This is a genomic window from Pantoea phytobeneficialis, from assembly GCF_009728735.1.
GTDB classification, from domain to species: Bacteria; Pseudomonadota; Gammaproteobacteria; order Enterobacterales; family Enterobacteriaceae; genus Pantoea; species Pantoea phytobeneficialis.
In genome coordinates this window covers 3,601,414-3,619,587 of record NZ_CP024636.1, presented here as the reverse complement: position 1 = coordinate 3,619,587, position 18,174 = coordinate 3,601,414, and the positions used below count along the sequence as shown (strand labels likewise).

At 52.0% G+C, this 18,174-nt stretch carries 21 protein-coding genes; 14 read left to right on the top strand and 7 right to left on the bottom strand.

Annotation, left to right across the window (positions count from 1 at the left end; genetic code table 11):
* Positions 1-159: 159 nt before the first annotated feature.
* The 3 genes from CTZ24_RS16710 to CTZ24_RS16700 form a co-directional block, all read right to left on the bottom strand.
* Positions 160-999 carry a hypothetical protein gene (locus tag CTZ24_RS16710; protein WP_208724118.1) on the bottom strand — a complete coding sequence of 280 codons (840 nt, stop codon included), beginning with the start codon at positions 997-999 and terminating at the stop codon, positions 160-162.
* Between the two features lie 39 nt (positions 1,000-1,038).
* Positions 1,039-2,022: a radical SAM/SPASM domain-containing protein gene (locus CTZ24_RS16705; RefSeq protein ID WP_208724117.1), complete on the bottom strand. Its 984-nt coding sequence runs from the start codon at positions 2,020-2,022 to the stop codon at positions 1,039-1,041.
* 320 nt (positions 2,023-2,342) lie between these two features.
* Entirely contained in the window at positions 2,343-3,641 is a 1,299-nt protein-coding gene (locus tag CTZ24_RS16700; RefSeq protein ID WP_021182883.1) for a FliC/FljB family flagellin, read from the bottom strand.
* A 337-nt stretch (positions 3,642-3,978) separates the two neighbouring features.
* On the opposite strand from CTZ24_RS16700, the gene fliD reads away from it, so the two are divergent.
* Genes fliD through fliT form a run of 3 tightly spaced genes read left to right on the top strand, consistent with a single transcriptional unit; the run spans position 3,979 to position 6,192 of the window.
* Positions 3,979-5,415 (top strand): flagellar filament capping protein FliD, encoded by a 1,437-nt coding sequence (gene fliD, locus CTZ24_RS16695; protein ID WP_021182882.1) that lies wholly within the window; start codon positions 3,979-3,981, stop codon positions 5,413-5,415.
* Between the two features lie 10 nt (positions 5,416-5,425).
* Positions 5,426-5,833 carry a flagellar export chaperone FliS gene (gene fliS, locus CTZ24_RS16690; protein WP_021182881.1) on the top strand — a complete coding sequence of 136 codons (408 nt, stop codon included), beginning with the start codon at positions 5,426-5,428 and terminating at the stop codon, positions 5,831-5,833.
* The gene (fliT, locus tag CTZ24_RS16685; protein ID WP_021182880.1) at positions 5,833-6,192 is read left to right on the top strand and encodes a flagella biosynthesis regulatory protein FliT; all 360 of its coding nucleotides are present in this window, start codon (positions 5,833-5,835) and stop codon (positions 6,190-6,192) included. Before fliS ends, fliT begins: the two co-directional genes overlap by 1 nt.
* 57 nt (positions 6,193-6,249) lie before the next feature.
* Here fliT and yedD read toward each other — a convergent pair whose 3' ends face one another.
* The gene (gene yedD, locus CTZ24_RS16680) at positions 6,250-6,717 is read right to left on the bottom strand and encodes a lipoprotein YedD (protein ID WP_208725577.1); all 468 of its coding nucleotides are present in this window, start codon (positions 6,715-6,717) and stop codon (positions 6,250-6,252) included.
* Positions 6,718-6,867: 150 nt separating this feature from the next.
* Between yedD and CTZ24_RS16675 the strand changes: the two genes are divergently transcribed.
* Positions 6,868-7,191: a DUF6388 family protein gene (locus CTZ24_RS16675; protein WP_208724116.1), complete on the top strand. Its 324-nt coding sequence runs from the start codon at positions 6,868-6,870 to the stop codon at positions 7,189-7,191.
* 197 nt (positions 7,192-7,388) lie between these two features.
* Here the strand turns inward: CTZ24_RS16675 and iraP are convergent, their stop codons facing one another.
* Positions 7,389-7,682 carry an anti-adapter protein IraP gene (iraP, locus tag CTZ24_RS16670; protein WP_021182877.1) on the bottom strand — a complete coding sequence of 98 codons (294 nt, stop codon included), beginning with the start codon at positions 7,680-7,682 and terminating at the stop codon, positions 7,389-7,391.
* Positions 7,683-7,819: 137 nt separating this feature from the next.
* Between iraP and CTZ24_RS16665 the strand changes: the two genes are divergently transcribed.
* A complete protein-coding gene (locus CTZ24_RS16665) occupies positions 7,820-8,059 on the top strand; it encodes a DinI-like family protein (RefSeq protein WP_013509539.1) in 240 nt (79 codons plus the stop codon).
* Positions 8,060-8,076: 17 nt separating this feature from the next.
* Here CTZ24_RS16665 and CTZ24_RS16660 read toward each other — a convergent pair whose 3' ends face one another.
* Positions 8,077-8,343 carry a hypothetical protein gene (locus CTZ24_RS16660; RefSeq protein WP_208724115.1) on the bottom strand — a complete coding sequence of 89 codons (267 nt, stop codon included), beginning with the start codon at positions 8,341-8,343 and terminating at the stop codon, positions 8,077-8,079.
* A gap of 169 nt (positions 8,344-8,512) precedes the next feature.
* On the opposite strand from CTZ24_RS16660, the gene CTZ24_RS26935 reads away from it, so the two are divergent.
* Both CTZ24_RS26935 and CTZ24_RS16650 read left to right on the top strand, forming a co-directional pair.
* Positions 8,513-8,776 (top strand): hypothetical protein, encoded by a 264-nt coding sequence (locus CTZ24_RS26935; RefSeq protein ID WP_208724114.1) that lies wholly within the window; start codon positions 8,513-8,515, stop codon positions 8,774-8,776.
* Between the two features lie 286 nt (positions 8,777-9,062).
* Positions 9,063-10,274, top strand: a complete 1,212-nt coding sequence (locus CTZ24_RS16650) for a diguanylate phosphodiesterase (RefSeq protein ID WP_208724113.1) — start codon at positions 9,063-9,065, stop codon at positions 10,272-10,274.
* Between the two features lie 254 nt (positions 10,275-10,528).
* Here the strand turns inward: CTZ24_RS16650 and fliE are convergent, their stop codons facing one another.
* Entirely contained in the window at positions 10,529-10,840 is a 312-nt protein-coding gene (fliE, locus tag CTZ24_RS16645) for a flagellar hook-basal body complex protein FliE (RefSeq protein WP_021182870.1), read from the bottom strand.
* A gap of 231 nt (positions 10,841-11,071) precedes the next feature.
* Here fliE and fliF point away from each other — a divergent pair, with 231 nt between their 5' ends.
* The 7 genes from fliF to fliL all read left to right on the top strand — a co-directional run bounded on the left by fliF (position 11,072) and on the right by fliL (position 18,171).
* Positions 11,072-12,772, top strand: coding sequence for a flagellar basal-body MS-ring/collar protein FliF (fliF, locus tag CTZ24_RS16640; RefSeq protein ID WP_208724112.1), 1,701 nt, complete (start codon positions 11,072-11,074; stop codon positions 12,770-12,772).
* On the top strand, positions 12,769-13,761 hold the full coding sequence (fliG, locus tag CTZ24_RS16635; RefSeq protein WP_021182868.1) for a flagellar motor switch protein FliG: 993 nt from the start codon (positions 12,769-12,771) through the stop codon (positions 13,759-13,761). Before fliF ends, fliG begins: the two co-directional genes overlap by 4 nt.
* Positions 13,754-14,455, top strand: a complete 702-nt coding sequence (gene fliH, locus CTZ24_RS16630; RefSeq protein ID WP_021182867.1) for a flagellar assembly protein FliH — start codon at positions 13,754-13,756, stop codon at positions 14,453-14,455. The genes fliG and fliH overlap by 8 nt, the downstream gene beginning before the upstream one ends.
* The gene (gene fliI / locus CTZ24_RS16625; RefSeq protein WP_021182866.1) at positions 14,455-15,816 is read left to right on the top strand and encodes a flagellar protein export ATPase FliI; all 1,362 of its coding nucleotides are present in this window, start codon (positions 14,455-14,457) and stop codon (positions 15,814-15,816) included. The genes fliH and fliI overlap by 1 nt, the downstream gene beginning before the upstream one ends.
* A 22-nt stretch (positions 15,817-15,838) precedes the next feature.
* Entirely contained in the window at positions 15,839-16,282 is a 444-nt protein-coding gene (gene fliJ / locus CTZ24_RS16620) for a flagellar export protein FliJ (protein ID WP_021182865.1), read from the top strand.
* Positions 16,279-17,556, top strand: a complete 1,278-nt coding sequence (locus tag CTZ24_RS16615) for a flagellar hook-length control protein FliK (protein WP_208724111.1) — start codon at positions 16,279-16,281, stop codon at positions 17,554-17,556. The genes fliJ and CTZ24_RS16615 overlap by 4 nt, the downstream gene beginning before the upstream one ends.
* A gap of 129 nt (positions 17,557-17,685) precedes the next feature.
* Positions 17,686-18,171: a flagellar basal body-associated protein FliL gene (fliL, locus tag CTZ24_RS16610; protein WP_021182863.1), complete on the top strand. Its 486-nt coding sequence runs from the start codon at positions 17,686-17,688 to the stop codon at positions 18,169-18,171.
* The last annotated feature ends 3 nt before the right edge of the window (positions 18,172-18,174 follow it).

Below are 18,174 nucleotides of genomic sequence, written 5' to 3'. Positions count from 1 at the left end.
GCCCTTCGCTGGAATACGTTGCGCCAGCACTCTTTGTCAGGCGCAGAAAGACGAGTATTCCTCATGATAAAGAGCCTCTCTGGATTCAATCCGTCGAGCAACACCGTGAATCGCCGCCTATTCATACCGTTTTGGTCAGCAATCAGGCGCTGCTGAATGTCACATGGCCGGTGATTTTGGCGAAAGTTTTAAGAAACGCATAACACCCGGACGTCGCTCGGAAGTCAGTAGTAAACGGTTGTCGTCGGTTAAATCACGCAGCTCAGCCAGATGGAGTGTGGCACGCTCGACAGGTTTAAGCAGCTCGAGGTCAAATAACTGACTTGCTGTGCGCAATAACCTTGTATAACGTGGCAAAAAATCATCAACCCAATGATGAATTTCAATGATAACAGTACAGGATTGCAGCAACGAAAGTGTTTTTTCGCTCAACAATTCAAACTCAAACCCTTCAATATCCACCAGTACAAACGCGTTGTTCCTTTCCTCCGCAGATAGCGCGGCGAGACTCTTCTCAGTCGCCTCACCAAAAATATGCAATTCACCGGGTGAACCATTGTTTTGCCAATTTTTGGCGATGACTTCGCGCCCTTTTTCCGTTATTTCAAAGCAAGATGTCTTGTTAAATTTACCGGAAAGCAGCATCCCAATAGCATAATATCCATCAGCAGCACCAATATCGATAAATCGGCTGTACTGATCGGGATTTATTTCTCCGACAATATCAAGAATCTCTTTTTCATATAAACCCAGACATTGTGACGCAAGATCAAGCTTACCCCACCAGGTATTACGATCGAGTTTCATGCCAGTAAAAGGACCGTATTTAACATGGCCCTCTAACTGTTCAAAGACTTCAAGTGAAATACGCTCCTGGCGTTCCCGAATCGTCTCCGTACGCCATTGTTCCCGCTGCGCTGCTGTCGATTGAGTTGCACGCATCAGCATGGGTTCGAAATAGCGACTTTCACCAGTAATAAAATCTTCAATGTCTCTCATGTCTTTTCTCTTTGATAAAATGCCCGGAAATGCCTTGATTTATAACGCCTGTAATATACGCTTGCGTTCAGCATCATCTTCTTCACGGCTATAGTCCGCAACAGTACAAGAAGCACAAATTCCTTTTTTCAGGCCAAAATCAAATAACCCTTTACGGAAATTACTTAGCATTTTCCCAGCATAGATGTCATAGATTGACAACGTCTGTAAACTCCCTGCTGAAGCAAGATTAGTCTTGTCATCAAGAAAACTTTCGCAGCAAGGTTGAACCGTACCGTCATAGAAAATAGTGAATTCTCTAAATGGCTTCACACAGGGCTGCGTACGAATCGCACTGCTCGCAACATGTTCTGTTAATAATCCCGCGCGATTTGTGCCGCTTTTGCGCCAGTCTGGCCATTGAACCTTAATTTTTACGCCCCGCAGGCTGAACTCAATGTTCGTTGACTGCGTCACATCATCTACACTGAAATCGGCAAACAAGTGTTCGCAACCCAATCGCTCGACAATTTTATGCACTCGCCGACAAATGGAGGATGCACTTTGTATGACGTTCGCATTGGGATGTAACGTCACACATATGGCATCCAGTCCACTTTCAGCTAAGGTAGCCAAGCGTTCGCTGTCCAGATAATCCCCATTACTGTTAAATGCCACATGGGTATAGGGTAACGTGCGTTTTATCAAAGCAATTTTGCTTTCCAGTGCCAGGTCCATTAACGGTTCGTTATAAAGATTTAACGAGATGCGATTCTCATAACGAACTGCCGCCAGTTCATGACAGATCTTTTCTAATAAAGTCTGGTCCATGAAGCGTTGCACTGACTGACGATTCGAAAAACTTACCGGGCAATAATCGCACTTCCGGTTACAACTGTATGAGAGCTCAAGGTTGACGATTTCAACGTGTCGTTTAAACATGATTTGTTTCTGAATATCCGTCAGTAGCGCACTGCGACGATTATCTAACAAATTCATAATGCTTTCGTCTGAACCGAAACTGATCTGATCGAAATAGTTCATTGAAACTCTCCTGCTTATCCCCTCCGGTTTGACAAGTTATCTGCTCTTACCGAAGCCAGAATGGGATGACTCTGCTAAAGTGCCAGGAGGGATCCGGGCGGTTAAATGAGATTAAAATTAACACCGGATAAACCTTTTCAATCGTGAGATAAAGGCCTAATTCACGACTATTTGCCGCCTACATATTCACCCTGGGGAGCGTGTTCTGGCTTGCAGAAAGCAAAAAACGAAGGGTGTATAAACACCCTTCGTTTACGTTAATCAGATTCAGTAACTCGTTATGCCAGACAAGTCTGTTTGGATAACGCCTGTTACGCTGATTAGCCTTGCAGCAGAGACAGAACCTGCTGAGGTACGGCGTTAGCTTTCGCCAACACGGAGTTACCTGCCTGCTGGATGATCTGTGCTTTAGACATGTTCGACACTTCTGTTGCGTAGTCCGCATCCTGGATACGGGACTGCGCTTCCGACAGGTTCGTCGTGGTGTTGTTCAGGTTGGTGATAGCAGAGTCCAGACGGTTCTGCACCGCACCCAGGCTTGAACGGTAGGTATCAACTTTAGCGATAGCTTTGTCCAGCAGCGCCAGCGGGTCAGCAGTTGCTGCGCCAGAGAATTCTGTGGTTGCAGTCACGCCACCGGTAGAGCTCAGTTCGATACCTGAAGTTGCGCCAGAAGTCGCAGCAGTTGCATCGGAGCTGTTTGCCAGCAGGCCAGAAGACACGCTGTAGTTTTTGTCCTGGATGGTGACGTAGGCAGTTGCGTTGCCGCTGCTGTCGGTGCCAACTTTAATCAGCTGACCGCTCTGTACCGCGCCGTTAGTGGCGATACCGTTAGATTCGTCACCGTAAGAAACGTCGGTGGTGTTCAGTTCAACTTTACCGGCATCTGCACCGCTGTTATCAACAGATACAGAGTAGTAATCGCTGCCAGACTGAACAACATATTCGTTGGTGCCAGAGATCTGGTGCAGAGACAGAGTACCGCTGCTCACGCCCAGTTTGGTTGCTACGTCTGACATGTCAACATCAGTCATCACGCCGCCAGTATCGGCAACCTGAGTAACCGCGTCGGTCACATCCAGAGAGTTTTTAGAAACAGAGAAGCCGCTCAGACCCAGAGTTGAAGAGTCGATCTGCTCCAGGTTGATGTCGATGGTTTCGCCATCGTTAGAACCAACCTGAATGCTCATTGAGCCGTTTTTAGACAGCACGTTCACGCCGTTGAAAGTGGTCTGGTCAGACACACGGTCGATTTCATCCAGACGTGATTTGATTTCGTCCTGGATTGAAGACAGGTCGGAATCAGAGTTGGTACCGTTCTGTGCCTGTACGGTCAGTTCACGGATACGCTGTAAGTTGTTGTTGATTTCAGACAGTGCGCCTTCAGTAGTCTGCGCAGCAGAGATACCGTCGTTGGCGTTACGAGCTGCCTGAGTCAGGCCGTTGATGTTAGAAGTGAAGCGGTTAGCAATTGCCTGGCCCGCTGCGTCATCTTTAGCGCTGTTAATACGAAGACCAGAAGACAGACGCTCAATAGAAGTAGACAGAGCAGACTGGTTCTTGTTGATGTTGTTCTGAGTGATCAGCGAGAGGCTGTTGGTATTAATGACTTGGGCCATGATAAATATTCCTGTTAATCAAGTCTTTCGGTTAAGGTGTGGGCTTCAACCCGCCGGCTTCAGCGCCGTCAAAGTTGTTATCGTCTGCCCTTAAACAACCTTTAGATTTTTTTTAGTACCAGGCAAAAATTTTTGTCTTCAGCCTGTCACGCTTATGTTTATCGCCCGACCCGCTGACTTCTTTAGATATAAATGATCACTTTTCTAGCGTCAGAAATACCCTTCTCTATATGCGCTATTCGCTTTATTACTCGCAGGTAAATAATTTTAAACTTTCCCCATCGAAAGCCGATAACCCCGGTATTCACTCTCCGTGTCGACATAAAAAGGAAACAACATGGCAAGTATCTCTACCCTGGGTGTCGGTTCAGGCCTCGATTTAAGTAGCATTCTGGATAGTCTGGAAACCGCCGAAAAAGCGTCATTAGATCCTATCTCTACTCAGCAGACAGCTTATACCGCCAAGCTGAGCGCTTACGGTACGTTGAAAAGCGCATTGACCACGTTCCAGACCGCGAATACCGCCTTGAATGACGCAGACCTTTTTACTGCGACATCTGCCACCAGCAGTTCCAGTGCCTTTAGCGCCACGACATCTGGCAGCACAGTAGCCGGAAACTACACCATTAGCGTGTCACAGCTGGCGCAGGCACAAACCCTGACTTCAGCAACACAGACCAGCAACAGCACCGCGCTGGGCGACAGCTCTGCCAGCAGCCGTACGATGACCATTACCCTGGTGGATGGCACCAGTAAAGACATCACCCTGACCAGCGATCAGACGTCATTGACGGGTATGCGTGATGCCATCAACAGTGCCGATGCCGGTGTTACCGCCACCATTATTAAAACCGGTGATAGCAGCTATCGCCTGTCACTGACGTCGTCAGAAACCGGCAGCGATTATGCCGTTAGCAGCATCAGCGTGACCGGCGATGACACCCTGCAAGGCATCGTAGGATATGACTCAACCTCCAGCAGCAACGCCATGACGGAAAGCGTCACGGCTCAGAATGCCAAGCTGACGGTAAACAACGTTGAAATTGAGAACAGCAGCAACACCATCAGTGATGCGCTGGAGGGCATTACGCTCAAACTCAATGACACCACCACCGGTAACGCGACATTAAGCATCACCAAAGACTCGTCGAAAGCGCAAAGCGCGATTGAGAGCTGGGTTGATGCCTACAACACCCTGCTGACACAGTTCGACACCCTGACCAAATATACCGCAGTGGACGTGGGTTCAGATTCACAGGACTCCAGCAACGGCGCGCTGCTCGGTGACAGCACCCTGCGTACCATTCAGACGCAGCTGAAAAGCATGCTGACCAATGCGCAGAGCAGCTCAACCTATAAAACGCTGGCGCAGATCGGTATTACCACTGACCCGACATCCGGTCAGCTGGAGCTGGATTCCGATGAACTGGAAACCGCCCTGACCAGCGACCCGGATGGCGTGAAAGAGATGATCGTTGGCGATGGCACCACCACTGGCATCACCACCACCATCGCCACCAACCTGACCAGCTGGCTTTCTACCACCGGTATCGTTCAGGCGGCCACCGATGGCGTGAGTAAAACCCTGAATGATCTGACTGATCAGTACAACGATATGAGTACGCGTATCGATAACCTGATCGCGCGTTATAAAACACAGTTTACTGCCCTCGATGTTTTGATGAGTCAGTTAAACAGTACCAGTAGCTACCTGACGCAGCAGTTTGATTCTTCAAGCAGCTCCAGCACGACGACCAGTAGCTCATCCTCATAAGGAGTGATTCATGTATAGCGCAAATGGCACCCAAGCCTATGCCAAAATCGGCGTTGAAAGCGCCGTCATGAGCGCCAGCCAGCAGCAACTGGTGGTGATGCTGTTTGACGGTGCGCTCAGTGCACTGGTACGCGCCCGTCTGTTTTTGCAGGACGGAAATATGGAGGGCAAAGGTCTGTCGCTCTCTAAAGCGATCAATATTATCGAAAACGGACTCAAACAGGGTCTGGCAGAAGGCAGCGGTGATGAACTCACCGATAACCTGTTAGGGCTGTACGCCTACATGGTTCGCCGTCTGTTACAGGCCAATCTGCGTAATGACGTAGAAGCCATCGAAGAAGTTGAAGGGCTGCTACGTAACATCGCTGATGCCTGGAAAGAAGTCGCTCAACCTCAACACCTTCAGGACGCCGTTTAATGACTATCGCACCGCATCTGATTGCCATTTACCAGCAGTTACTCGATCTCAGCCAGGGAATGCTGCGCCTTGCCGCAGACGGCGAATGGGATGAATTAATCACCAAGGAGATGGAATACGTTAGTGCGGTGCAACAGTTGGCACGATCGACGCAAGATAACGCACCTTCGCTGCAAACTCAGGAGCAACTTCGCCCGGTACTACGCCATATCCTTGACAATGAGAGTGAAGTCAAACGCCTGTTACAGGCACGTCTGGATGAACTGGCACAGCTGGTTGGACAATCATCACGGCAGAAAACCATGATGAGCGCCTACGGCAAGCAAGGCAGCGTATTGGTACCACGTCAGTCAGTCTGAGTGTTACCTGAAGTAGCGGCAGCGAAACCTCTTTCTCTGCCGCTATTTTTTCAACGATTAATTCTGTGCGGCACTCTGCGTCGGACGCAAAATCTCAGGTTCAATATTCTGAATCACATCGTCATTTGGTCGTGCGGCGACTTCTTTTAATGCCTGCTGACATTCAACGGTTGGACGGTCCACTTTACGCATCCGCAAGCCATCGTAACGCAGCTCACCATTATTTAATCTCAGCGGCATCACACGTACCTGGCGTGTCACGTTAACCCATTGGTCATCCAGACGAGTCAGCTTGCCGGGTTTGGCAATAACGCGCTGCCACTGGCGGCAATCAAGCGTATCGCCCTGTGCGCCAATAATCAGACTGCCCATTGCCTGATCGCTCACCAGCTTGCGTTGGGGACCGACCGTTTGCCAGTAGCCCTGCAATTCCGCTGGCGCGGGCGTCTTCACCGCCGCTTCATAATTGTTGATTTGCGCACACCCCGTCAGCGCCAGCGCGGTCAATACCATCCACTTTTTCATCATTCGATCCCTACACTCGCTTCAATGGCGGCTACGTTATAATTTTTCCAGGGCGTTGCGCAAGGTATCTGCACAGGATCTGGCTGGTTCCTGACAAGCTGACGCATGCGCGCTACACTACGCGCCGAGTTTATTAGCAGGAACCTCCGCATGAAAACGCCAGAACAATATTACGCCCAGGCCCGAGAAATGTTTTTTGCCGCCCATCCTGATTTCCAGGCGGCGCTGGATGAATTGACAGAGAATGATGCGCAGCAAGCGGGCATGACCCTGACTGCGCTGCACCAGTGGCACGCAGAACGTATCTATGCCGCGTTCTTACGCCAGAAGAACCTCGACGGCATGCTGTTTTCTATTCAGCTTGCCGAACCGGATAAAGCGGTGGCCGCAGAGGCCATCGAAACCTACCTGAAATCTCACGCGGCGGCGTTAGGTATGACGTGGGAAGAGTTCTGTATTAAGAACGAACTTTAAACACTTCAGTTTTGCGTGGTCGCGATTTCACACCTCCTACCACTCAAAATGATCAGGATAAAGTTGTACAAGGACGAAAAACTTGTATAAGTTAGTTCTACGACTTCGGTCGTAGATTGTCCTTGAACGAATGGTGCTTTTGCACCGCCTCTGGAGGTGTTGCTGGATTTCCACCTCCAGAGGTTCTATTTTTTCACTTACTCTTCACGTTCTATCGCCTTCACTTCGACATAACGCGCCACTGCCAACAGGCGATTGATATGGGTCAGCAGCAGATCCACATCAGACTGCAAAAACTCTTCAGAGGAGCGAGACGCGGTGACAATCGCATCCTGTACCGTTTCACTGATGGTCAGCGAATTATCCTGCTTTGCCTGAATCAATAACGCGGCCAGCAACAGCGACTGCGCTTCGACCTGTGCCATCAGCTCTTTCGCTTCCACATCCATCTTTGCCATCTTAAGTAAAATATCGACGACCAACTGGCGCATGCTTCCCCTCCTGGCGTGAAAAAGTGACGTGGTGAGAGACAGGTCGAGAAAATTATCAGCTTTCCCCTTCCTGCCGCTTGATACTGTTTTTATTTACAGTAATATGACGCTCTGATTGATTAAATGGAATGCCCTGAATGTTTGTGGAGCTGATTTACGACAAGCGCAACGTCGCAGGATTACCCGGTGCGCGCGAAATGATCTTGCAGGAACTGGAAAAACGCGTGCAGCGGGTATTTCCGGAGCTTGAGGTACGGGTCAAACCGATGGAACGGAACGCCATTGAGACCGATATGAGTAAAAATGATAAAGCCACCCTGGCACGCATCATCGAGGAGATGTTCGATGAAGCCGATATGTGGCTGGTGGCCGACTAAATCACCGCGTTGGTGGCTTAGCGCTCCTGCTCGTTATGATTGACGGCGATTTCCATATCCTGAATCGCCTGATCAATATCGTCCAGCAGTTTTCCCTGCTTATTAATCAACGTATCGAATCGTGCGGCATATTCTTTGTCTTTATACTCACCGGCATCAAAGGCCAGCCAGTGACTGGAAAGAGTTTCGGTGTTGGTCTGCGCATAATGACGCATCTCTTTTAGCTGTGAGGTGACATCACGCAGGTAGTCAGTTTTGGTTTTGATTGCCTCTGAATCACTCATGCTATATTCCTTTTCTGTGAAAATTACCCATTTAAATAACGCTTCAGTGATTAAAGGTAGTTAAATATATCGATAACGCATTAGGAATAATCGGATCTGACTTTTCTACTGAGGCTGATGCCCTCGCTGCCGTGTGCCGGCCATGCAAATGACTCGCCGAAAAGTATCAATGCAAAAAACCCGCTCACAGGCGGGTCAAGTAACACAAAAACTACGGCAAAAATTACAACACGTCGGTCAAGTGATCGACGACAACCCTTCCGTTTACATCGGTTTGCGTAATACGGTAGCTGACATTCCAGGACCGCTGGATGCACAGTTTATCAAACAGGGAGACATGGCCCTTATGTTCACCATTCTTCCCGACAATACGCCATTCGGTAATATCTTCCTGACCGCGATTGTTGAGCCTTTGTATGCTCTGTTCTACTAAGCGATCGCTATCATCAATCTTCAAATAATCACGCAACATTGTGCTCACCTCCCGTTAACGAAGGTCACACTACGCTTTTTATTTGTCGTTTCAATCTAATATTTTTATCGTTAACCATAACACGGTCGGATGCAGAAAGAATCCGATTTGACGTAAACAGAACAGCGCTTTTTACCCTGTCGAGCGCTTTCAGACGCTTCTCAAGATAAATAATCGCTGTCTGAGACATTTTCCCTGGATGCTCTGTTAATGTAGACCTCACAAAAATAATGTTCCGGAACCTGCCATGCTCTCAACCATCCTTTATCGCAGCCATCTCTGCGACCATGTTCCAGTGAAAAGACTGGAAGACATGGTTGAAAAAGCCAATAGAAATAATGAATTATTGGATGTGACGGGCATTTTATTATTTGACGGGCTGCATTTTTTTCAGTTGCTGGAAGGGCCAACCGATGCTGTACAGTCTATCTATGACCGGATCTGTAAAGACGCCCGCCATCAAAACCTGGTAGAGCTATTGCACGACTATGCCCCGGCGCGCCGTTTTGGCAATACCGGGATGGAGCTGTTTGATTTACGCGAACACGATAAAGCCACGGTTTTACAGGCGGTGCTCAATAAAGGAACATCAAAATACCAGCTTACCTTTGAAGACCGGGCATTACGATTTCTGCGAACGTTTGTCGAGGCCGGAGAAAAAGAGAACTATTTCGAAATCCCGCCCGGCAACACCTGGGAATTTATCGCCGACGAGCAGGAAAATTTAATCATCGATGTTCCGCAAGACGCTTCTGTCCAGTGTCATTTTGCTTTCCAGCCGATTATCGACCCCTTTTCACGCGAAGTACTGGCGCTGGAAGCGCTGATTCGCAGTGCTGATGGCGGCTCACCACAAAAGTTTTTTGCCCCATACAGTCGCAAGCAAGCTTATGAGGTTGATCTCAAATGCAAAAGCCAGGCATTTAAGCTGGCAAAGCAGTTCAACATCCCGAAATTAACGCTGTCGATTAATCTGCTGCCGATGTCGCTGGTGATGGTGCCAAATGCGGTGGACTACCTGCTGGAAGAAATTCATGCCAATGGCCTGATCCCGGAGCAGATTGTGGTTGAGGTGACGGAAGATGAGGCCATCTCACGCGCCGACGAATTTACCGCCGCCATTAAACAACTCAAAGCAGCGGGCATCAGTGTGGCCCTCGATGATTTTGGTGCCGGTTTTGCCGGCCTGTCTCTGTTGGCAAAGTTCCAGCCGGACAAAATCAAAATTGACCGCAGCATTATCAAAGATGTCCACAAAAGCGGGCCTAAACAGGCAATTGTGCATGCCATGATCAAGTGTTGCGCTTCGCTGGAAATTTCCGTGATAGCGGAGGGCGTAGAGCAACCCGAAGAGTGGATGTGGCTGGAGGCGGCAGGAATCAGTAAATTTCAGGGCTTTTTGTTTGCCCGACCACAATTGAACGGCATCCCGGCTGTGGCATGGCCGGAGATACGCTAATCCCGAAAAACTTGCGCAATCCGGGGTCATGAACTAGCACGGTTAAAAATGCTTGTGATTGGCATCACGATACCTGGCAAATGTGCCTGCGTGACGCTGTATTTTTCGGATAAGTCTGAGATAATGACCTTGCCCCTTCAAGAGCTAAGCCATTGTGAGTGCCGGAGATAAGCGCCGGGTGGGGCATAAATTTTTCATCAAAACGGCGCGAGGAATCGCGCCGTTTTGTTTGCAGTGTCAATGCGTGATGCTGACTACACCTGCATATTCATAATATCGGTATAAGCCGACACCAGCTTGTTCCTGACCTGAATCCCCATCTGCATAGAAATCGACGATTTTTGCAGATCGACCATCACATCATTTAACGCCACGCCCGGTTTACCCAGTTCAAAATCCTGTGCCTGACTGCGCGCATTGTTTTGCGTTTCACTGATCTTATCCAGCGCCGCTTTCATGGTTGCGCCAAAGTCCACCTGCTGAGTGGCGTCACTCTGCTGGCCGCTGGCTTGCAACGACGTCAGCTGAAGCTGTTGCAGAACACCATCAATTGCCTGAATCGACATGCCATTACCTCGTTGAAGATGATTCATTTTTTCACGCTGGAAAAGTTATCACACTGTCAATAAGACAAAGGCGTTAAATGACCGCAAAAACCCCGGCTTTTTCGCCCATCAAATTTCGCGATTCAGAAAATAATGCAAAGCATTGGAGTGGAATTTCATTTTTCGACGTTTCAGGGAGTCCGTTTTGTCACCACAACTCACCCGGTCAATTATGTCAGGCAGGAATCGGTCATGAATGCGAGCGCAGCCGCTACACAGGATACAACCAAGAAAGGCTTCAGTGACCTTCTCGCCCGCCTGCGCGCCAATCCGCGAATTCCCTTAATTATCGCTGCCGCTGCGGCTATCGCAGTGGTTTTTGCGTTGGTGCTCTGGGCAAAAGCCCCCGACTATCGCGTCCTTTATAGCAACCTCTCTGATGAGGATGGCGGCGCGATTGTCACTCAACTGACCCAGATGAACATTCCTTACCAGTTTGCCGAGAACGGCGGTGCACTGATGGTGCCGGCCGATAAGGTGCATGAACTGCGCCTGCGTCTCGCCCAACAAGGGTTGCCGAAAGGTGGCTCGGTAGGGTTTGAACTGATGGATAAAGAAAAGTTCGGCATCAGCCAGTTCAGCGAGCAGGTTAACTATCAACGCGCGCTGGAAGGTGAACTGGCACGAACTATCGAAACACTCGGTCCGGTCAAGAGCGCGCGTATTCATCTGGCGATGCCGAAACCGACCCTGTTCGTGCGTGAGCAGAAAGCGCCGTCGGCTTCCGTTACGCTGAATCTGCAACCAGGCCGCGCTCTGGACGAAGGTCAGATTCAGGCAGTGGTGCATATGGTCTCGAGCAGTGTGCCTGGCCTGCCGCCGGGTAACGTGACAGTGGTAGACCAGGCCGGTCGCCTGCTGACCCGTTCTGACAGCGAAGGCCGTGATCTGAACGATGCCCAGCTGAAATATACCGCCGAAGTGGAAGGCCGCTATCAGCAGCGCATCGAAGCGATTCTTAATCCTATTGTTGGCCAGGGCAATGTGCATGCGCAGGTGACAGCGCAGCTCAACTTTGACCGTAGCGAACAGACGGATGAGAAGTATCAGCCTAACGGTAGCCCTGATAATTCAGCGATTCGTTCGCGTCAGACCAGCACCAGCGAGCAGAACGGTAGCCCGTACCCGGGTGGCGTACCTGGTGCATTGTCAAATCAGCCCGCCCCAGCGAATACCGCGCCGGTGACCAATCCGCCCGCTAACAATGCCAATGGACAAAACAATGCGGCCAATGGCACCAGCACCAGTACCAGCGAAAAGAGCGGCCCAAGCAGTTCACGCCGTGACGACACCGTTAACTACGAACTGGATCGCACCATTCGTCATACCAAGCTGAACGTCGGGGATGTGCAGCGTCTGTCGGTCGCGGTGGTGGTGAACTACCGCACTGACGACAAAGGCAAAGAAGTTGCCCTGAATGATCAGCAGATTAAGCAGATTGAAGACCTGACCCGTGAAGCGATGGGCTATTCGCAGAACCGTGGCGACAGCATCAACGTGGTGAACTCACCGTTCAATATGACCGAGCCTGCCGGTGGCGACCTGCCCTTCTGGCAACAGCAGTCGTTCTTTGATCAGTTGATGAATGCCGGTCGCTGGCTGCTGGTGGCGTTGGTTGCCTTCATCCTCTATCGCAAACTGGTACGTCCGCAGATTATGCGTAAGCGTGAGCAGGAACAGGCCGCCGCCGAAGCCGCTGCCGCCCGTGCCGCTGCGCAGGAAGAGGAAGAAGCCTATAGCGTGCAGCTCAGTAAAGATGAGCTGGATCAGGAACGCAAATCAACTAACCGCATGAGCGCGGAAGTCATGAGCCAGCGTATCCGCGATATGTCTGAAAACGATCCACGCGTAGTTGCGCTGGTGATCCGTGAATGGATGAGTAACGAACTATGAGTCTGACCGGTACTGAAAAAAGCGCCATTCTGATGATGACCATTGGCGAGGATCGTGCGTCTGAGGTGTTTAAACACCTCAACCAGCGTGAAGTGCAACATCTGAGTGCGGCCATGGCCAGCATGAAACAGATTTCGCACAAGCAGCTGACCGAGGTGTTGCGTGAGTTTGAGATGAATGCCGAGCAGTTTGCCGCGCTCAGTCTTAACTCCAACGACTACCTGCGCACCGTGTTGATTAAGGCGCTGGGCGAAGAGCGTGCTTCCAGCCTGCTGGAAGATATTCTCGAAACCCGCGAAACCACCAGCGGTATGGAAACGCTCAACTTTATGGAACCGCAGGCGGCGGCAGACCTTATCCGCGACGAGCATCCGCAGATTATCGCCACCATCCTGGTCCACCTCAAACGTGGTCAGGCGGCAGATATTCTGGCGCTGTTCGACGAACGTCTGCGTCACGATGTGATGCTGCGTATCGCCACCTTCGGCGGCGTGCAGCCAGCAGCGCTGGCCGAGCTGACCGAAGTGCTCAACAGCCTGCTGGATGGTACCAACCTCAAGCGCGCGAAGATGGGCGGCGTGAGAACCGCAGCGGAAATTATCAACCTGATGAAAACCCAGCAGGAAGAGGCGGTTATCGAAGCGGTTCGCGACTTCGACGGCGAACTGGCTCAGAAGATCATCGACGAGATGTTCCTGTTCGAAAACCTGGTGGAAGTGGACGACCGCAGCATCCAGCGTCTGTTGCAGGAAGTGGAATCCGAGCAGTTGCTGATCGCCCTGAAGGGTGCCGAACAGCCGCTGCGCGAGAAGTTCCTCAAAAACATGTCAGCCCGTGCGGCGGATATCCTGCGCGACGACCTTGCCAACCGTGGCCCGGTCCGTATGTCTGCGGTGGAAAACGAACAGAAAGCCATCCTGCTGGTGGTACGCCGTTTGGCAGAGGCAGGCGAAATGGTAATTGGTGGTGGCGAGGAAACCTATGTCTGATGCCTTTTCTGCCCGTCCGTGGCAACGCTGGCAGCCTGATGATTTAGGGCGTTCATTCGATTCTGAACCCGAAGAGCTGCCGCTGGAGTCCATCAGCGACGAAGTGCTGAGCGCCGAAGATGAACAGCAACAACAACTGGAGCGTCTGCAACAGCAGATGCGCAAAGAGGCGCAAACGCAGGGCTACAGCGAAGGCTACCAGAAAGGTCATGCTGAATCGCAGCAACATGGCTACGACGCTGGTTTCCAGCAGGGCCTGGCTGACGCCCAACAGCAGCAGGCGCCGTTGCAAGCGCGTATGCAGCAACTGGTGACCGAGTTTCAGCACACGCTGGAGTCGCTCGATAGCGTGATCGCCGCACGTTTGATGCAGTTGGCGCTGGAAGCCGCACGCACCGTTATCGGTCAGGCAACGACGGTCGATGGCAGCGCACTGCTGCGTCAGATTCAACAGCTGATTCAACAGGAACCGATGTTCAGCGGGAAACCCCAGCTACGCGTGCACCCGGATGACCTGCAACGAATTGAACAAACCCTCGGCCCGACGCTGGATCTGCACGGTTGGCGTCTGCTGGCCGACAGTACCCTGCACCCTGGCGGCTGTAAACTCAGCGCCGAGGATGGCGATCTCGACGCCAGCGTAGCAACACGCTGGCAGGAATTGTGCCGCCTGGCGGCACCGGGAGAGTTCTGATGAGCACGCGCCTCAATCGCTGGCTCGGGGCGCTGGACGCCTTCGAAGATCGTATTTCCCAGGTGCAGACCGTACGTCGCTATGGCCGCCTGGTTCGTGCCACTGGCCTGGTTCTGGAGGCCACCGGCCTGCAACTGCCGCTGGGTGCCACCTGTATTATTGAACGTCATGACGGCGCGAATATCACTGAAGTAGAAAGTGAAGTGGTCGGCTTTAACGGCCAGAAACTGTTTCTGATGCCGCTGGAAGAAGTGGACGGGATTTTGCCCGGTGCTCGCGTTTATGCGCGCGTCACCGGTGATAACGCGCATAGCGGCAAACAGCTGCTGCTCGGTCCACAACTGCTGGGTCGGGTGCTTGATGGCAGCGGTAAGCCACTTGATGGCCTGCCCTCCCCGGAAACCGGCTATCGCGCGCCGTTGATCACCGCCCCTTTCAACCCGTTACAACGTACCCCGATTGAGGATGTACTGGATACCGGCGTACGCGCTATCAACGCCCTGCTTACCGTCGGACGCGGGCAGCGTATGGGCCTGTTCGCTGGTTCCGGCGTCGGCAAAAGCGTGCTGCTCGGCATGATGGCACGTTACACCAAAGCCGATGTGATTGTGGTTGGCCTGATTGGTGAACGTGGCCGTGAGGTTAAAGAGTTTATTGAAAACATTCTCGGCGCCGAAGGCCGGGCACGTTCGGTGGTCATTGCAGCTCCGGCTGATGTCTCACCGCTGCTGCGTATGCAGGGCGCGGCCTACGCCACCCGCATCGCTGAAGATTTTCGCGATCGCGGTCAGCATGTGCTGCTGATTATGGACTCACTCACCCGCTACGCTATGGCCCAGCGTGAGATCGCGCTGGCTATCGGTGAACCTCCTGCCACCAAAGGTTATCCACCTTCGGTGTTTGCCAAATTGCCCGCGCTGGTGGAACGCGCCGGTAACGGTACGCATGGCGGCGGCTCCATTACCGCCTTTTATACCGTTCTGACCGAAGGTGACGACCAGCAGGACCCGATTGCCGACTCCGCGCGCGCCATTCTTGACGGACATATCGTGTTATCGCGCCGTCTGGCGGAAGCGGGACATTATCCGGCAATAGATATTGAAGCCTCGATCAGCCGTGCCATGACCGCGTTGATCGATGAAAACCACTACGCCCGCGTGCGTCAGTTTAAGCAACTGCTCTCCAGCTTCCAGCGCAACCGTGATCTGGTCAGCGTGGGAGCCTACGCCGCAGGTAGCGATCCGATGCTGGATCGGGCCATTAAGCTCTATCCACAGATGGAAGCCTTCCTGCAACAGGGGATTTTCGAACGCAGCGACTACGACGATGCCTGCCTGCATTTACAGGCGATGTTCGGTTAAACCTGCGTGAAGGGGGATTGCAATGAAAACGGCCAATGCTATCGATACATTGCGCGACCTGGCGGAACAGGACCTGGAGAAAGCGGTCATTCACCTTGGTGATATGCGCCGCGGCCACCAGCAAGCTGACGAGCAGCTGCATATGCTGCTCGATTACCAGGATGAGTATCGCAACAAGCTGAATCAGGATATGTCTGGCGGTATCGCCAGCACCCGCTGGACCAACTATCACCAATTTATTCAGACGCTGGAAAAAGCCATTGAGCAGCATCGTCAACAGTTGCAGCAATGGAGTCAGCGCCTCGATCAGGCTCTTAATAACTGGCGCGAAAAGCAGAAACGGCTTAATGCCTATCAAACGCTGATTACCCGCGCCGCCGAAACCGCATTACGACAAGAAAACCGTCTCGATCAGAAACGGATGGATGAATACGCCCAACGGGCCGCACTGAGGAAAGGCGAATGATTACGCTGCCAACACTCGTTACACAAACTGCCAGTTCGGGTGAGGCTGATACTTCAGCTTCAACGGACATTCTGCAAGGGGTGGAAAACCTGCCGCAGGACTTCGTTACCGCCCTGGGAAATCAGTTATTGACGCTGGCAAAACAGCAAGGCACCAACGCGCAATCGGCTGATTCATCAGCAGAAAGCGATGAAAAATCCAGCAAAGGTGTCTCTCTGAGCGCGCTGCTGGAGGCACTGGACAAACCAGAGACGCTGAACGCACTTTTACAGCCGGAAAATATTAAAGCCACGCTGAAATCAGCCGATGATAAGGATAAGACTGAGGCAAGTTCGTTAAGCGCCAGCGACTTACAGAATGTTCAGGCCCTGTTCGCCATGTTACCGGCAGCGGTGGAAGATCGTACTACGCAAACAGCGGCCACCACGGCGCTGAGTGAGAATACCAGTGACAGTCGTGCCAGTCTGAACAGTACGTTACTCAGTGCGCTAACCAGTAAAGTTAAGGATGAGCAGTCGGATACAACGACAGCCACCACAACGGCAGCGACGAAGAAAAGCAGCGATGTGGCTGATGCGTTAACCGCGCAAACCACCACAACGCAGGCCACCAGCACCACGGCCGGCAGCAGTTCGACTAACAGCACCGCCCTGACGCTGGATGAGAGTTTTCAGCAGGTGTTGAGTACGCTAAGTAAACCGGATGATAAGCGTGATCTGAGCAGTAGCGACACGACAACGCCGGTAACCAGCGCACCGCTGAGCAGTACCAGCACGCTGACCAGCAGCACCGCGTCGACCAGCACCACACCGTCGACACCGATGCTGAATGCGCAACTTGGTTCGTCGGAATGGCAGCAGGCGCTGAGTCAGCAGATTGTGATGTTTAGTCGCAACGGCCAGCAGAATGCTGAGTTGCGTCTGCACCCGGAGGACCTGGGTGCAATTCAGATCAGCCTGACCCTGGATAAGGATCAGGCACAGTTGAATATGGTTTCCAGCCACAGCCATGTGAGGGCCGCGCTGGAAGCGGCTCTCCCACAGCTGAAAACGGCGCTGGCGGAGAGCGGTATAAACCTGGGACAGAGTAATGTCAGCAGCGACGCTTCCGCACAAGGCCAGAATTATCAGGGTCAGCAGGAAGGTCGCCGTGATGGCCAGCACGGCAGCTTTACCCTCTCCCAGGACAGTGACAACGAGATAACGCCTATTGCCGTCCCGGCAGCCCTTCAGGCGCGCGCGACCGGCAACGGCGCTGTCGATATCTTTGCCTGACAGCGGCTAACGCTGAAGGTAAGCGTAAAACCCGCGTCTTTTCTTCCCATTGTTTGACTTAAGACGCGGGATAATCTGTCCAGGCGAGCCGAAAGGCTTGCCCATAATTCACAGGAAGTAACTGCAAACATGTCTGATAACGCGAAAGCTAAAGGCCGCAAACGTTCAATATTAATTCCGGTGTTACTGATTGTGACGCTGGCCGCTTGCAGCGTGGCAGGCTATGCAGTCTGGCGAATGATGAATAAACACGAGGGCGATAAGCCGGAAGTGGCGAAAGTAGAGCCACCCCCTGCCCCCGTATTTTTTGCAATGGATACTTTTACGGTTAACCTGGTCAATCCTGACAACGATCCTGACCGTGTGCTGTACGTAGGCTTTACGCTGCGTCTGCCCGATGAGGACACCCGACGTCGGCTGAATGACTACCTGCCGGAAGTGCGCAGCCGCCTGCTGTTGCTGCTCTCACGTCAAAGCGCTGCGGCGCTGGCGTCTGAGCAAGGCAAACAGGCCCTGGTTGATCAAATCAAACAGGTGCTGGCGCCGCCGCTGGTAAAAGGTCAACCTCCGCAGGTGGTCAGTGACGTGCTGTTTACCGCCTTCATTTTGAGGTGATTT

Bases quoted from the DNA above. Each gene is read 5' to 3' on its own strand.
- CTZ24_RS16665 (WP_013509539.1), top strand. From the start codon at position 7,820: ATGTTTGTGGAGCTGATTTACGACAAGCGCAACGTCGCAGGATTACCC.
- fliD (WP_021182882.1), top strand. From the start codon at position 3,979: ATGGCAAGTATCTCTACCCTGGGTGTCGGTTCAGGCCTCGATTTAAGT.
- yedD (WP_208725577.1), bottom strand. From the start codon at position 6,717: ATGAAAAAGTGGATGGTATTGACCGCGCTGGCGCTGACGGGGTGTGCG.
- iraP (WP_021182877.1), bottom strand. From the start codon at position 7,682: ATGCGCCAGTTGGTCGTCGATATTTTACTTAAGATGGCAAAGATGGAT.
- fliJ (WP_021182865.1), top strand. From the start codon at position 15,839: ATGAAAACGGCCAATGCTATCGATACATTGCGCGACCTGGCGGAACAG.
- fliG (WP_021182868.1), top strand. From the start codon at position 12,769: ATGAGTCTGACCGGTACTGAAAAAAGCGCCATTCTGATGATGACCATT.
- fliS (WP_021182881.1), top strand. From the start codon at position 5,426: ATGTATAGCGCAAATGGCACCCAAGCCTATGCCAAAATCGGCGTTGAA.
- CTZ24_RS26935 (WP_208724114.1), top strand. From the start codon at position 8,513: ATGCAAAAAACCCGCTCACAGGCGGGTCAAGTAACACAAAAACTACGG.
- fliE (WP_021182870.1), bottom strand. From the start codon at position 10,840: ATGTCGATTCAGGCAATTGATGGTGTTCTGCAACAGCTTCAGCTGACG.
- CTZ24_RS16705 (WP_208724117.1), bottom strand. From the start codon at position 2,022: ATGAACTATTTCGATCAGATCAGTTTCGGTTCAGACGAAAGCATTATG.
- CTZ24_RS16710 (WP_208724118.1), bottom strand. From the start codon at position 999: ATGAGAGACATTGAAGATTTTATTACTGGTGAAAGTCGCTATTTCGAA.
- fliH (WP_021182867.1), top strand. From the start codon at position 13,754: ATGTCTGATGCCTTTTCTGCCCGTCCGTGGCAACGCTGGCAGCCTGAT.
- CTZ24_RS16660 (WP_208724115.1), bottom strand. From the start codon at position 8,343: ATGAGTGATTCAGAGGCAATCAAAACCAAAACTGACTACCTGCGTGAT.
- fliT (WP_021182880.1), top strand. From the start codon at position 5,833: ATGACTATCGCACCGCATCTGATTGCCATTTACCAGCAGTTACTCGAT.
- CTZ24_RS16615 (WP_208724111.1), top strand. From the start codon at position 16,279: ATGATTACGCTGCCAACACTCGTTACACAAACTGCCAGTTCGGGTGAG.
- CTZ24_RS16675 (WP_208724116.1), top strand. From the start codon at position 6,868: ATGAAAACGCCAGAACAATATTACGCCCAGGCCCGAGAAATGTTTTTT.
- CTZ24_RS16700 (WP_021182883.1), bottom strand. From the start codon at position 3,641: ATGGCCCAAGTCATTAATACCAACAGCCTCTCGCTGATCACTCAGAAC.
- fliI (WP_021182866.1), top strand. From the start codon at position 14,455: ATGAGCACGCGCCTCAATCGCTGGCTCGGGGCGCTGGACGCCTTCGAA.
- fliL (WP_021182863.1), top strand. From the start codon at position 17,686: ATGTCTGATAACGCGAAAGCTAAAGGCCGCAAACGTTCAATATTAATT.
- CTZ24_RS16650 (WP_208724113.1), top strand. From the start codon at position 9,063: ATGCTCTCAACCATCCTTTATCGCAGCCATCTCTGCGACCATGTTCCA.
- fliF (WP_208724112.1), top strand. From the start codon at position 11,072: ATGAATGCGAGCGCAGCCGCTACACAGGATACAACCAAGAAAGGCTTC.